The following is a 14204-nucleotide window of genomic DNA, read 5'->3' on the forward strand; positions in this document are numbered from 1 at the left end:
AACGAGGAGTGGGCCAATGGCTGAAAAAGTTGTATTAATTGATGGGAATAGTATTGCGTACCGGGCATTCTTTGCACTGCCCCTGTTAAATAATGATAAAGGGGTGTACACGAACGCCGTGTATGGTTTTACAACCATGTTGTTGAAAATTCTTGAAGAGGATCAACCGGATCATTTGCTCGTTGCATTTGATGCTGGTAAAACGACGTTCCGTCATAAAACATACGAGGATTATAAGGGTGGTCGCCAGAAAACTCCTTCTGAACTATCTGAACAGTTCCCTGTGCTCAAGGAGCTTCTGGACGCGTTTGAAGTCAATTATTATCAGCTTGAAAATTACGAAGCGGACGATATCATCGGCACCCTTGCTACTCAGGCGGGCGAAAAAGGTTTAGAAGTGAAGGTGATTTCAGGGGACAAGGACCTCCTTCAACTAGTGAATGAGCAAATCACTGTGAGCCTGACGAAAAAAGGGATTACCAATGTTGATACATACACCCCTTCTTTCTTAATGGAAAAGATGGAAGTCCGAGCGGATCAAATCATTGACCTGAAGGCACTCATGGGAGATAGTTCTGATAATATTCCAGGTGTACCTGGGGTTGGGGAGAAAACGGCGGTAAAACTGTTGAAGCAATTTGACACGCTTGAAAACCTCTATGAGAATTTAAATAATGTGAGTGGTAAGAAGTTGAAAGAAAAACTGGAGACGAATAAGGAAGAGGCATTGATGAGTCAGCAGCTTGTGACCATCGAGCGTGCAGCGCCGATTGAAATCAGCCTATCTGATATCGGATACTCCGGTTATCAATCCCAAAAAGTGAGTGAGTTTTTTAAAGACCTTGGATTCCAATCTTTGCTTTCCCGTGTGCAAGAAGGCGGTACGGAATCTGAGGAAGCTCAGGAACTTCCAGAGATTGATGTAGAAGTGGTGCAGGAAATAACGGCAGATCTTTTTACAGGGAAAGAATCGGTAGTGGTCGAGATGCTTTACGATAATTACCATACGGCACCAGTGGAAGGCATTGCTATTGTAAATGACCAAAGAAAGTTCGTCCTTTCCATGGAAGATGCCAAAAAATCAGATGCGTTTCAAACATGGGCGGAAAGTGCAGAGAATGAAAAATGGGTGTTTGATGCGAAACGGACGTGTGTCGCTCTTTTACGTCATGGTATTGAAATGAAAGGAATCACGTTCGATTTATTGCTCGCTTCTTATTTGATTAACCCTGCTGAAAATAACCATGATATTCCTGCGATTGGCCACCGTTTAGGTGAAACAGCCGTTAAATATGATGAAGAAGTGTATGGAAAAGGCGCAAAAATGAAGCGGCCAGATGATGATCATGAGTTCCATGAGCACATTGGAAGAAAAGCATCTCTTCTTTATGACATGAAAGAGGATATGGAAAAGAAATTGAAAGATAATGAACAATATCAACTGTTCAGAGAACTTGAAATGCCGTTAGCGCTTATTCTTGGCCGGATGGAGCACCGCGGAGTTTGTGTGGATGTCCAGAGGTTGGAGAATATGGGACAAGAACTAGAAGAACGTTTGAATAAGGTCGAACAGGAGATTTACGAACTCGCTGGTGAAAACTTCAACTTAAATTCACCTAAACAACTAGGTCCGATTCTATTTGAAAAGCTGGAACTTCCTGTTATTAAAAAGACAAAGACCGGCTATTCCACGTCTGCGGACGTCTTAGAGCAATTGGAGGATCAACATGAGATCATTCCTAAAATTCTTCTTAACCGTCAGCTTCGAAAACTGAAGTCGACTTATATTGAAGGTCTTCTTAAGGTGGTTCATGAGGATACCGGAAAAATTCATACACGCTTTAACCAAGCTCTGACACAAACCGGTCGATTAAGTTCTACGGACCCTAACTTGCAAAATATTCCGATTCGCCTTGAAGAAGGGCGTAAAATAAGACAGGCCTTTATCCCTTCCCAAAAAGAGTGGGTCATGTTTGCCAGTGATTATTCACAAATTGAACTTCGTGTCCTCGCGCATATTGCTCAGGATGAAAAGCTTATGCAGGCATTTAAAGAAGGCGAAGATATCCATACCCAAACAGCAAGTGAAGTTTTCGGTGTATCGAGAAGCGATGTGACAAGTGAAATGAGAAGACAGGCGAAGGCAGTTAATTTCGGAATCGTATACGGAATCAGTGATTATGGACTGTCCCAAAGCCTTGGTATTACGAGAAAAGAAGCACAAGCTTTTATTGATAAATATTTTGAAAGCTATCCTGGAGTCAAGTCATATATGGATGAAACGGTAAGGGAAGCGAAAGAAACAGGGTATGTTTCAACATTTATGAACCGTAGACGATACCTTCCTGATATTAAGAGTCGGAATTTTAATAAACGCAGCTTTGCCGAGCGGACGGCGATGAATACACCGATTCAGGGAAGCGCAGCCGATATTATTAAAAAAGCGATGATCGACCTCGAAGAAAGACTTCAAGAAGAGAAAATGGAAGCCAAAGTCCTGCTGCAAGTGCATGACGAATTGATCATCGAAGCACCAAAAGAAGAAGTGAAGCAGTTAGAAGAGATTGTATCATCTGTCATGGAAAATACCGTAGATTTAGATGTCCCTCTAAAGGTCGATTCTTCATACGGGGACACATGGTATGATGCAAAGTAAGAGGAGAATGAAAAGATGCCAGAGTTACCTGAAGTAGAAACAGTCAGGAAAACATTGAAACACCTCGCTTTAGGAAAAGAGATTGAAAAGGTATCCGTGTTCTGGGGGAATATCATTAAACAACCTCAAGACCCTAAAGAGTTTGAGCAGTTATTGGTTGGCCAGACCATTCAAGATATCGATCGGAAAGGGAAGTTTCTAATCTTCCATATGGACGACATTGCACTCGTCTCCCATTTGCGCATGGAAGGAAAGTTTGGTGTTTATGAGGGTGCGACTGAAAAGCCGAAGCATACACATGTGATCTTTCACTTTACCGATGGAACAGAACTTCGATATAACGATGTGCGTAAATTCGGGACGATGCATGCTTTTCCAAAAGGAATGGAGCTTGAAAATAAACCACTTATTCAATTAGGACCTGATCCATTCAATGAAGCTTTCACCGTGGATTATTTCTATAAGAGGCTGAAGAAAACGTCTAGGAATATAAAAGCTGTCTTGCTTGACCAATCGATTGTAGCTGGGCTGGGAAATATTTATGTAGACGAAGCCCTCTTCAGGGCAGGCATTCATCCTGAAAGAATCGCTAATACTTTGATAAAAGCCGAGGTTGAAAAGCTTCGTGAAGCGAGTATTTTCATTATCCTTGAGGCTATTGACCAGGGCGGAACGACAATTCGTTCTTACTTAAATAGTCAGGGGGAAATTGGGATGTTTCAGCAGAAGCTCCGTGTTTATGGAAAGCAGGATACGGAATGCGTTCAATGTGGCACTCCGATTAAGAAGTTGAAGGTCAGCGGAAGAGGGACTCACATTTGTCCTAAGTGTCAACCTTTACACACTACTAGGTAAACCCCCATATACTATCCCACAGCTTAAGATATGAAGGTGTGGGATGCATGGGGATTGCCATGTTCATTTTTTTATTCGTTACAGCAGTCAGCATCGATAGCTTTGGAATCGGCTGCGTATTAGGTTTGAAAAAGGTCGGCCTTACATTAAGAGGTGTCTTTTTAATTGCGGGTGTCTCCGGTTGTATGTTTCTGTTGTCTTCCTATTTTGGTCATTTACTGGCAGCGGTGGTGGCAGCAGAAGACGCCGAACGCGTCGGGGCACTTGCGTTAATCGGAATCGGTATCTATTTCTTATGGCAGTTTTTTAAGAAAGAGAAGGATAGTGAAGAAAAGAAGGAGCCGTGGCTTAACCCGGCAAAAGTATTGAACGACCCCTTAGCGGCGGATGTGGACCACTCTGGTGGCATCCGCGGAAAAGAAGTATGGCTGCTTGGAGCCGCACTATCCCTCGATACCATTGGAGCTGGAATCAGTGGAGCTCTCATCGGAATTCCTATTTTATTTACAGCGGTTATGATTACCGTAGCGACTTTCTGCATGCTTGGATGTGGGATTTTGAGCGGCTCCAAGCTTAGTGATAAAGCGGAAAGTTTGTCCATTTTACCTGGAGTGTTACTCATCATTATCGGCTTGATCAAGTTGTCTTAAGGAGGTGTCAGGATGACTTTAGTCATTGGATTAACAGGAAGTATTGCAAGTGGAAAAAGTACCGTAGCTAAGATGTTCAAGGATATGGATATACCTGTCATTGATGCTGATCAAATATCAAGGGATGTCGTGCAACCTGGAGAACCTGCGTATCAAGAAATTGTAGAAACCTTTGGAGAACAGGTGCTTGAAGAAGGCGGGGATCTGGATCGTAAAAAGCTCGGCAAGGTCGTCTTTGCTGACGAGACAAAGCGAAAACAATTGAATGGCATTGTCCACCCTAAAGTAAGGGAAGAGATGATCAGGCGGCGCGAGCAGTATAAGCAGCAACAATATCAAGCGGTCGTCCTGGATATTCCATTGCTGTTCGAAAGCAACTTAACAGATTACGTTGAAAAGATCCTTGTTGTGTATGTGGATGAAAAAACACAATTGGAACGCTTGATGGAAAGAGATCAGTCGGGACGAGAGGATGCTGAAGAGCGGATCCGTGCGCAGATCCCTGTGAAAAAGAAAGCAGAAATGGCGGATGCGGTCATTGATAATACCGGAACGGTTGAGGGAAGTTTACAGCAATTAAATGACATACTTCACGGTTGGGACATCGTATAATAACACGTCTGGGTAGACGTGTTATTTTTTGTGGAAAGTTTTTGTTCTGTATGTAAAACCGCTTACAATATGTTATACTAATCTAGGAATTACAGAGTAAAAGTATATCATATATAGGGGGCTGGAACAGCATGGGGAAAACAAAGATTGCAATTAATGGTTTGGGAAGAATTGGTCGCATGGTATTTAGAAAGGCTGTGGCGGATGAATCTATGGATTTGGTAGCCGTTAATGCAAGTTATCCAGCTGAAACAATTGCTCACATGATTAAATACGACAGTGTCCACGGGCGTTTTCAAGGTGAGGTCAATGTCGTTGATGGGGACTTAGTCGTCAATCGGAAAAAAGTGAAGCTGTGTTCAACTAGGAACCCATTGGAGCTGCCATGGGACGAACTGGATATCGATATTGTAATTGAAGCAACAGGCAAGTTTAAAACGAAAGAAGAAGCAGGTCTTCATTTAGAATCTGGAGCTAAAAAAGTCATCATTACAGCACCTGGAAAACAAGTGGATGCGACGATTGTGATGGGTGTTAATGAAGAAACATATATGCCGGACAGTCACGATGTCATCTCAAATGCTTCCTGCACAACTAACTGTCTTGCCCCTGTAGTAAAAGTGTTGGAGGATGAATTTGGCATTGAAAATGGATTGATGACAACCGTCCATGCCTTTACCAATGATCAGAAGAATTTAGATAACCCACATAAAGACTTACGTAGGGCACGCGGGTGTACTCAATCGATCATCCCTACATCTACAGGAGCAGCTAAAGCCTTAGGGGAAGTGATCCCGACTCTTCAAGGGAAATTGAATGGTATGGCTTTGCGCGTACCGACTCCGAATGTATCTCTTGTTGATCTTGTCGTCGATTTAAAAAGGGAAGTGACGGCAGATGAAGTGAATGAGACCTTTGCGAAAATGGCTGAGGGTGGAATGAAAGGAATATTGGAATACAGTGAAGAGCCACTCGTTTCCATCGATTACACGACTTCCTCATCCTCAGCGATCATAGATGGGTTGTCTACACAAGTCATTGATGACCGTAAAGTAAAAGTACTGGCATGGTATGATAATGAGTGGGGATATTCCTGCCGTGTGGTAGACCTTGCTAAGTATGTCGGTAACATGATGAAACAAGAAAAAGAGGCCCGAGTGTCATAAACAACTCGAATCCTGTTGTATCTGAGTCCCCAGGGGGCGGCAAGAAGTGTTGTCCAAAAGCCAGTAAAATATTTCTTGCAAATTAGGGGTAAACCATATATACTTTCTCTTGAACTTCTGAATTTCATATAAATTCATGTCTACTCAAAGGGTTAGGACCTCTCAGGACTAACTTTCCCCCGTGGTAGTTCATGGCTGTTATTTCAGAGGTATTGAAGAGTGAATGTACAAAGGGGGATCCTTAATATGGATACAATGGGAAGACACGTAATTGCTGAATTATGGAATTGTAATGAAGAAAAATTGAACGATATGTCGTATATAGAACAAGTCTTTGTAGATGCTGCTCTTAAAGCTGGTGCGGAAGTACGAGAAGTCGCGTTTCATAAATTCGCCCCCCACGGAGTTAGTGGAGTGGTCATCATTTCTGAATCGCACTTGACGATTCATAGTTTTCCAGAACATGGCTATGCAAGTATTGATGTTTATACATGCGGAGATCGCATTGATCCTAATGTCGCCGCTCAGTACATCGTTGATGCACTAGAAGCGGGGAAAAATGAAACGGTAGAAGTACCAAGAGGAATGGGACCTGTAGAAGTACAGCAGTCTCGCGCTCTATAATAGGAAGAAGCCACGCAACTCCAAACGCGTGGCTTCTTTTTCATTATAAAACTCAAAGCCCATTTTTTCTTAATTACTCAGTTATTAAAGTAAATGGCAGTATTCTTGAAGATTCGATTTCGAGACTTTTGTTGAGTGGATGGGGGCTGCGGGGGATGGCTCGCTTTCCGCGGGAGCGCGATGAGCCTCCTCGGACTGCGTCCTGCGGGGTCTCACCTAGCACTCTTTTCCCGCAGGAGTCTCCCCATTCCCCTCCGCCCCTTTGCCATGGAAGGTTCTCGAAACCACTTCTGGAAAATCAGCTTGTATGATTGAGGGAAAGGGATAATATAAACCTCTCCACAGCGGGCATTCAGAACGTAAAAGCTTGATCCAGAGCGCTTTATGCCTACTTAGGTGAGAAGAGTGGGAGACACTTCCTCTCGGTATAGGGGTTCGTATCTCCCTTACATCGAATGGGGTGGTTGGGAAGCTGCGAGACTCCCGTGGGAGAAAGGAGATAGGCGAGATCCCGCAGGACGTAGTCCGAGGAAGCTCGCCACTCCCCCACAGGAAAGCGAGTAGCTTCCCAACCACCCCTGACTCCCATTTTGGCAAACGAAGCCCGGAAATATCTCGAAATTGAGTCTTCCACAATCGGGATCTTATGCGGAATATTGGACTGGGGGGGATTAGGGACCCATTGGTTTCAATAATCATTTCTTATTTTCCTAAGTCATGTTAATATAAAGGGAGATAATGTCGAATGAAATTGAAGGGGTTAGGTAAGTGAAAGCATTTATTTCCAGGTATTTCAGCAAACATTCAGAAACGAGTGAAGAGCATAAGGATTCTGCGCTTGTCACACACTATTATAAAGCAAAACATGATGATCTCTTCCGCGCTGTGGAAGGACTTTTTTCGTCACCTTCAGAAATTGTAGCAAGTTCTAAGGAACGTGGAGAACTGACCGTCAAATATAAAGGCAATAGACGCGCGTTTATAGTGGCGACGATCATCATGGTCCGTCCTTTTCGAACAGCCGTTGACTTTTCTGTCACAACGGACTCAGGAGGACCTGTTGATTTTGGGTACAGCCGGAATCTAATCGTTCAGCTTTATCAAAAATTGGACAGTCAGTTCACAACGGTGGATCCTTCCTGAATACTGCCGAAAAGAAGATGATGTGGAGTTGATCATACGTGAAGTGCCCGAATTGCCACTATAAAAGTACAAAAGTCCTTGATTCCAGGCCAATCGAAGAAGGACAGGCGATCAGACGACGTAGAGAGTGCGAACAATGCCAATTCAGGTTCACAACTTTTGAACGGATAGAAGAAGTTCCGCTGATCGTTGTGAAAAAAGAAGGCACAAGAGAAGAGTTCAGCCGTGAAAAATTGATGCGTGGACTGATTCGAGCTTGTGAAAAGAGACCGGTGGCCGTGGAGGAACTGGAACGAGTGACCATGGATATCGAGAAGGAATTAAGAAATCGTGGCGTTTCTGAAGTCATGAGTGAAGATATCGGTGAAATGGTGATGGAGCGTCTGTCTGACATTGATGAAGTTGCTTATGTTCGTTTTGCTTCTGTATATCGACAGTTCAAGGACATCAATGTTTTCATCGACGAATTAAAGGAATTAATTAAACATGAAGACAATGAATGAGCCTGTTCCGGCTCATTTTCTTTTTCTAGGATTACAGTTTTAGGGGCCATTTTTGTTTGAGATATGAAAAGAATCTTGGTTTCCTGTTTGAAATAGAATGAATAAGCTTTAACGATTGAAGGAGGTGGAGGCGGTGAGTTACTCTATTGGCAAACTTCTCCCTGTAGACGGTTTTAAAATTATTCGTAATGGAGAGTTGCCTCGAAGTTTTCATCGTTCCTTGTCACATTTATACCAGCCGATTGTAGGGAGGTTGGCGGTCTCGCTTTATCATGTCCTTATATCAGAATCGGATATGGTTGAAGGGGATCAGGTACAGTCTCACCATACATTGATGTCTTACCTTTCTGCCCCTTTGGACAAAATTTATGAGGCGAGGGGGAAACTGGAGGCTATCGGACTATTACGGACGTTCCGCTCAATTGAGGAAGATCAACAGGCGGTATATCTTTACTCTGTGCGCCCTCCTTTTTCTCCTGAAGAGTTCTTTCTTGATGATATGCTCTCTTTGCTGCTGCATTATGAGTTGGGTAAGGAAAAGTATGAGCGCTTACAAAGCCGTTTGTTGAACGCCAGACAAACGCTTGATGGTTTTACTGAAATTACCGCGACTTTTGATGAAGTCTTCCATAACAAAATGATTGAAACTGTCCAAAGAGAAACTGAAACCATTGCAAAGCAGCAGAATCATCAACCAGAATCCAGAGGGCCGGTAGCATCCATGGATCGAGTGGACTTTCACTGGCTGAACCATGCATTAAAAAAGCGAATGTATCCATCAGAACAAATATTAAATGGGCGCAACAAGAAGTTGATTGTTCAATTGGCGACGTTGTATGATCTTTCAAACACTGAGCTGGAAAAAGCGGTCACCTGGGCCATTGATGAAAATCATTACTTAGTGGAAGAAGAGTTGAAGGCAGCTTGTCATGATTTTATGAAGGAACAAAAGAATGACAGACAGAGAGATTCAGCTCTAGATCGCAGAGAGAAAATGAAAGTGGAAAACACGTCAACAAATGGGACAAAAGAGGATCAGTTCATTCAAATGCTTGAGGAAATCTCTCCTAGGGAATTGCTTGAAGATGTATCCAATGGTAACCGTGCGTCTGAACAAGATTTGAAAATGATTCGTGACGTGATGACAGAACAAGGAATTGAACCAGGGGTCATGAATGTACTCGTGCATTACGTCCTATTAAAAACCGATATGAAATTGTCGAAGCCTTACCTTGAGAAAATCGCAAGTCACTGGGCGAGAAAAAATGTAACGACCGTGAGACAAGCGATGAACCTCGCCAAGGCCGAGCATCAGAAATACCAGCAATGGGGAAAACAGAAGTCTCAAAAGCGTAAAAACCAAAAAGAAGAAGTCATCCCAGCCTGGTTCAAACAACAAGAGGCTCCTCAGCACGAGAAACATGAAAAGCAAGAAGGATCACAAGTTAATACGGATGATATAGCGGCAAGGATAAAAAGATTGACGAACAAAGGTAATTAAAAGGGGGGATAACAATGGAACCTATTCAACAATCATTAAATAAATGGATGCGTAACAACGAGCAGTTTCAAAAACGAATGAACCATATGAAAGCAGAAGTTATGGAAGCCTCGGAAGTTAAAAAGTTGATGCAGGAGCATGAAGAGTTAACGGAAGAAGCGATAGAGAAACAGTTGATTAAACTCTATGAATACCGTACTCAGTCAAAAAACTGTGAGAAATGCCCAACACGTGAAGAGTGTATCAATATCCTTCCCGGTTACGTTCCAAGAGTAGAAGTGGAAGGTTCTGATGTGAAGTTGATTTATGATAAATGTCGCCGTCAACGGAAACATGAACAGCAGGAAGAGCAAAAATCTTTAGTGAGAAGTCTCCATATGCCACGTGAAATCCTTGAGGCTTCATTAGAACGAATGGATCTTCAAGACCCGGATCGGGGAGCTGCCGTGGAACGAACTGTCCAATATATTGAAGGTCTTAATGATGAACTGCCAAGTAAGGGGTTGTACTTTCATGGCCCGTTTGGTGTGGGGAAAACTTATTTCCTGGGAGCTATCGCGAATGAACTAAGTTCAAAAAATATCCCTTCTATGGTCATCTATATGCCGGAATTTGTAAGAGAAATTAAAGCATCAATCAAAGACGATTCCATGAATGAAAAGATTGAAGCATTCAAAGAAATTCCTGTACTCATGCTTGATGATATAGGTGCAGAATCTCAATCTGCGTGGTTTAGAGATGAGGTACTCGGAAGTATTCTCCACTACCGAATGATGGAAAGACTTCCGGTTTTCTTCACTTCTAACTACAATTTGAACGAGTTGGAGAAAGTGTTGATGACGAGTAATCGCGGAGATGTAGAACAAGTAAAAGCAAAAAGAATTACAGAGCGGATCCGCCAACTGAGTGAAGGGGTCCACGTGAATGGGCGGAATAGACGAGGATAACGATTACAAAACGGAAGACAATAGCATGATTCCCTCTCTTGTCACATAAATATAACAGGGAACAGCCAACTTTATGTCATAGGTGCGTCATCTTTTAATGGCTGATTTTCAGGGCTGGCCCCTGAGGTCTTCCATTGAACATAGAAGTTGAGTGAAGTCGGGACGAGGGGGAATTTTGGTGTTTTGCATTCATTTTTCTAATCGTACGGAAGCGATCCTATTCTATAATGCGATTGTCTCGGAACAAAAACTTTGGATTTTCAAGGAACACAAAGACGGGTTTGATGTGAAGTTGATGAATGCTTCATTGAGTGGAGCGGCTTATGTTGAGGCGATTCGGGCCTTTTTACAAGTCATCCGGAAAAGGAAAATGCTCGGATGGATGGAAGGCGTTTTGAAACATCGGTACTATTATGAGGACGCACAAGAAGTTCAACGAATGCTTGAAATTGGACAAGACTTCGAAGATAAACCACCCGCGGGACTCCAGCTTCCACCGATTTACCACTATTTACGCGCTTTTATTCAGGATTATTTGATCGCCAGAAGTTATGTGGAATTTGATGAACTCAGTGCTGCTTGTTTGCAATCCGTCCATGAATCGCTTATTGAATACACAGGGAAAATCATTGATGAATATAAACAAGAAGAGTCCTATCAACTGTTGGTGGATTCATGGCGTCACCGTGTCCATCATAAAGACACAGGCGTGCAGTTGCTTCATCTGCTTGATGATGGTCGTTTAATCTACTACCATGATGAAGGAAACTCGATTAGTGAATCGGAAACAAGGTTGTACATGAAGCAATATCCGGATGATTGTATTGCTCATCTGCCGATTGAATGGCCGGTTACACCAGCTCTTGCTCATGCACCTGATGAGTTGATCATCTATTCGGATGAAACGGACCATTCAAACTTAGAGTTATTGATGAATATATTTGAAGAAAAAGCTTCATGGAGGCCTAAATCACAATTTCCATTCAAAATGGGTTGATTTCCTTTTCCTAAATGGATATAATAACGTACATATCTAAACAACGGCTTGGAAAAGGACACGAACATAAAGTGACGCAAGACCAGAGAGAGGAGCCATCGGCTGGAAGCTCCTTGTTGACGGCTTTAATGTTTACCACCTTGGAGCTCTGTCTGTGAACATGCGATTAGTAATAGACAGCGTCTGATCCGCGTTAAGGAGAATGAAGCCGCATCGTCTTACTTTGCGGGAATTTGGGTGGAACCACGAGTGATAACGCTCGTCCCTTAGCTTATATGCTGAGGGACGGGCGTTTTTTATATTTATTTTAGATAAAGGAGTGTTAAACATGTCGAATGCGATTCAAATCAAATTTCCAGACGGTAACATTAAGGAGTTTGAGAGAGGTACGACAGGTGAAGAAATCGCACAATCGATCTCCCCTGGCTTAAAAAAACAAGCCCTGGCGATCAAATTAGACGGCGAACCTTATGATTTAAGAAGACCGATTGAACAAGATGGTGGGATTGAAATCTTGACATATAAAAACCCAGAAGGTCTGGAAGTGGTCCGCCACTCTTCCGCTCATTTGATGGCGCAGGCGATTAAACGTCTATATGGCAATGTGAAGCTTGGTGTCGGTCCAGTGATCGAAAACGGATTTTATTATGATATCGACATGGAAGAGTCCCTTACACCTGAGGACCTTCCGAAGATCGAAAAAGAAATGCAGCGCATCGTCGATGAGAATTTAGAAATCGAACGCATCGAGCTTTCACGTGAAGAAGCGATTGAAAAGTATAAAGAGATCGGTGACGATTTGAAACTTGAGCTGATCGAAGCGATCCCTGAAGGGGAACAAGTGACAATTTATCAGCAGGGGGAATTTTTCGATCTTTGCCGCGGGGTTCATGTTCCGCAAACAAGTAAAATCAAAGTCTTCAAGCTGTTAAGCATTTCTGGTGCATACTGGCGTGGAGACAGCGATAATCAAATGCTGCAGCGTATTTATGGTACAGCTTTTGAAAAGAAAGCTCATCTTGATGAGTACCTGCAAATGCTTGAAGAAGCAAAAGAAAGAGATCATCGTAAGTTAGGAAAAGAACTCGACATTTTTACAGTCAATCAAAAGGTTGGGCAAGGGTTGCCGATGTGGCTTCCGAAAGGAGCTACAATTCGTCGTACAATTGAACGATACATTGTAGATACAGAGGAACGTCTTGGGTATGATCACGTTTACACACCTGTTCTTGGAAGTGTAGATTTGTATAAAACAAGTGGACACTGGGATCATTATCAGGATGACATGTTCCCAACAATGGAAATGGATAATGAAGACCTCGTCCTTCGCCCAATGAACTGTCCACACCATATGATGATTTACAAAAATCAATTGCACAGCTACCGTAATCTTCCCGTACGTATTGCCGAGCTCGGCATGATGCACCGCTACGAAATGTCCGGCGCACTTGCAGGATTGCAGCGTGTACGTGCGATGACATTGAATGACGCCCACATCTTCGCTCGTCCAGATCAATTGAAGGATGAATTCAAACGTGTGGTTCGTCTTGTGCAGGAAGTGTATCGTGACTTTGGGATCAATGATTACTACTTCCGCCTTTCTTATAGAGATCCTGAGGACAAAGAGAAGTATGTCGACAATGATGCGATGTGGGATAAAGCTCAGGCGATGTTGAAAGAAACAATGGAAGATATGGAGCTTGAGTATGTAGAAGCAGAAGGGGAAGCGGCCTTCTACGGTCCAAAACTCGATGTTCAAGTGAAGACAGCTCTTGGAAAAGATGAAACATTATCTACTGTTCAGCTCGACTTCCACCTGCCGGAGCGCTTCGATCTGACATACGTTGGAGAAGATGGAGAAGATCACCGTCCGGTTGTTATTCACCGTGGAGTGGTATCAACAATGGAACGCTTTGTTGCTTTTCTTATTGAAGAGTATAAAGGCGTATTCCCAACTTGGCTGGCTCCTGTCCAGGCGAAAATCATCCCTGTATCCGCAGATGTGCACCTTGATTATGCGAAGAAACTTGAAGATGAGTTGCGTGAAGCAGGCGTGCGTGTTGAAGTCGATGAGCGTAATGAAAAGATCGGTTACAAGATCCGTGAAGCTCAAATGCAAAAAATTCCGTTCCAGCTTGTGGTTGGTGACAAAGAAATCGAAGACAATGCTGTCAACGTCCGTCGTTACGGAGAACAAGATTCCGCAACAAAACCACTGGATACATTCAAACAGGAAATTCGCAACGAAATCGACCAAAAACTACTACGTAAGTAAAAGAACAAAACCCGAAAGCCTCCTAAAAGGCTTTCGGGTTTTGCTTTTTCCATATTTATTTCGCTATATGGCAGGATTCTTGAAGACTCAGTTTCAAGATGTTTCGGGGTTCGTTGCCTGGTTGAGCGTCAGGGGTGGCTGGGAAGCTACTCGCTCGTATATTATAGTTACCAGATAATTTCTGGTGGACCTCACTACCTTCTTGCGAGGTATAATGAGGGCAATCAGATGGAGGTGTCGACGTCTCGCTTGAAGCTTAGTCTTCGTAGGAAAGA

General features: G+C 43.1%; 12 protein-coding genes. All 12 read left to right on the forward strand.

All coding sequences use genetic code 11. From position 1 onward, the window contains the following. Positions 1–16: 16 nt before the first annotated feature. The 12 genes from polA to thrS all read left to right on the forward strand — a co-directional run bounded on the left by polA (position 17) and on the right by thrS (position 13929). Positions 17–2656, forward strand: a complete 2640-nt coding sequence (polA, locus tag DYE48_RS14290; protein WP_115824212.1) for a DNA polymerase I — start codon at positions 17–19, stop codon at positions 2654–2656. Positions 2657–2671: 15 nt separating this feature from the next. Continuing rightward, complete coding sequence (mutM, locus tag DYE48_RS14295) at positions 2672–3511, forward strand: DNA-formamidopyrimidine glycosylase (protein WP_115824213.1); 840 nt, start codon at positions 2672–2674, stop codon at positions 3509–3511. 47 nt (positions 3512–3558) lie between these two features. After that, entirely contained in the window at positions 3559–4161 is a 603-nt protein-coding gene (gene ytaF / locus DYE48_RS14300) for a sporulation membrane protein YtaF (RefSeq protein WP_115824214.1), read from the forward strand. Between the two features lie 12 nt (positions 4162–4173). Then, a complete protein-coding gene (gene coaE / locus DYE48_RS14305; protein WP_115824215.1) occupies positions 4174–4773 on the forward strand; it encodes a dephospho-CoA kinase in 600 nt (199 codons plus the stop codon). 131 nt (positions 4774–4904) lie between these two features. Further along, positions 4905–5939, forward strand: coding sequence for a glyceraldehyde-3-phosphate dehydrogenase (locus DYE48_RS14310; protein ID WP_115824216.1), 1035 nt, complete (start codon positions 4905–4907; stop codon positions 5937–5939). A gap of 246 nt (positions 5940–6185) precedes the next feature. Next, positions 6186–6563 carry an adenosylmethionine decarboxylase gene (gene speD, locus DYE48_RS14315; protein ID WP_115824217.1) on the forward strand — a complete coding sequence of 126 codons (378 nt, stop codon included), beginning with the start codon at positions 6186–6188 and terminating at the stop codon, positions 6561–6563. 768 nt (positions 6564–7331) lie between these two features. Beyond that, positions 7332–7706 carry a cytosolic protein gene (locus DYE48_RS14325; RefSeq protein WP_089650560.1) on the forward strand — a complete coding sequence of 125 codons (375 nt, stop codon included), beginning with the start codon at positions 7332–7334 and terminating at the stop codon, positions 7704–7706. Between the two features lie 38 nt (positions 7707–7744). Next, positions 7745–8209 (forward strand): transcriptional regulator NrdR, encoded by a 465-nt coding sequence (gene nrdR, locus DYE48_RS14330; protein WP_089650561.1) that lies wholly within the window; start codon positions 7745–7747, stop codon positions 8207–8209. Between the two features lie 133 nt (positions 8210–8342). After that, entirely contained in the window at positions 8343–9710 is a 1368-nt protein-coding gene (locus tag DYE48_RS14335; protein ID WP_115824219.1) for a replication initiation and membrane attachment family protein, read from the forward strand. Between the two features lie 14 nt (positions 9711–9724). Then, positions 9725–10657 carry a primosomal protein DnaI gene (dnaI, locus tag DYE48_RS14340; RefSeq protein ID WP_115824220.1) on the forward strand — a complete coding sequence of 311 codons (933 nt, stop codon included), beginning with the start codon at positions 9725–9727 and terminating at the stop codon, positions 10655–10657. Between the two features lie 178 nt (positions 10658–10835). Continuing rightward, complete coding sequence (gene ytxC, locus DYE48_RS14345) at positions 10836–11654, forward strand: sporulation protein YtxC (RefSeq protein ID WP_115824221.1); 819 nt, start codon at positions 10836–10838, stop codon at positions 11652–11654. Positions 11655–11982: 328 nt separating this feature from the next. Continuing rightward, positions 11983–13929 carry a threonine--tRNA ligase gene (gene thrS / locus DYE48_RS14350; protein ID WP_115824222.1) on the forward strand — a complete coding sequence of 649 codons (1947 nt, stop codon included), beginning with the start codon at positions 11983–11985 and terminating at the stop codon, positions 13927–13929. Positions 13930–14204: the final 275 nt, after the last annotated feature.

This window comes from Halobacillus trueperi, assembly GCF_003386945.1.
Classification (GTDB): domain Bacteria; phylum Bacillota; class Bacilli; order Bacillales; family Halobacillaceae; genus Halobacillus; species Halobacillus aidingensis.

Excerpts from the sequence above, each read along its gene's own strand:
- speD (WP_115824217.1), top strand. The coding sequence starts at position 6,186 with ATGGATACAATGGGAAGACACGTAATTGCTGAATTATGGAATTGTAAT.
- thrS (WP_115824222.1), top strand. The coding sequence starts at position 11,983 with ATGTCGAATGCGATTCAAATCAAATTTCCAGACGGTAACATTAAGGAG.
- DYE48_RS14310 (WP_115824216.1), top strand. The coding sequence starts at position 4,905 with ATGGGGAAAACAAAGATTGCAATTAATGGTTTGGGAAGAATTGGTCGC.
- coaE (WP_115824215.1), top strand. The coding sequence starts at position 4,174 with ATGACTTTAGTCATTGGATTAACAGGAAGTATTGCAAGTGGAAAAAGT.
- ytaF (WP_115824214.1), top strand. The coding sequence starts at position 3,559 with ATGGGGATTGCCATGTTCATTTTTTTATTCGTTACAGCAGTCAGCATC.
- polA (WP_115824212.1), top strand. The coding sequence starts at position 17 with ATGGCTGAAAAAGTTGTATTAATTGATGGGAATAGTATTGCGTACCGG.
- dnaI (WP_115824220.1), top strand. The coding sequence starts at position 9,725 with ATGGAACCTATTCAACAATCATTAAATAAATGGATGCGTAACAACGAG.
- mutM (WP_115824213.1), top strand. The coding sequence starts at position 2,672 with ATGCCAGAGTTACCTGAAGTAGAAACAGTCAGGAAAACATTGAAACAC.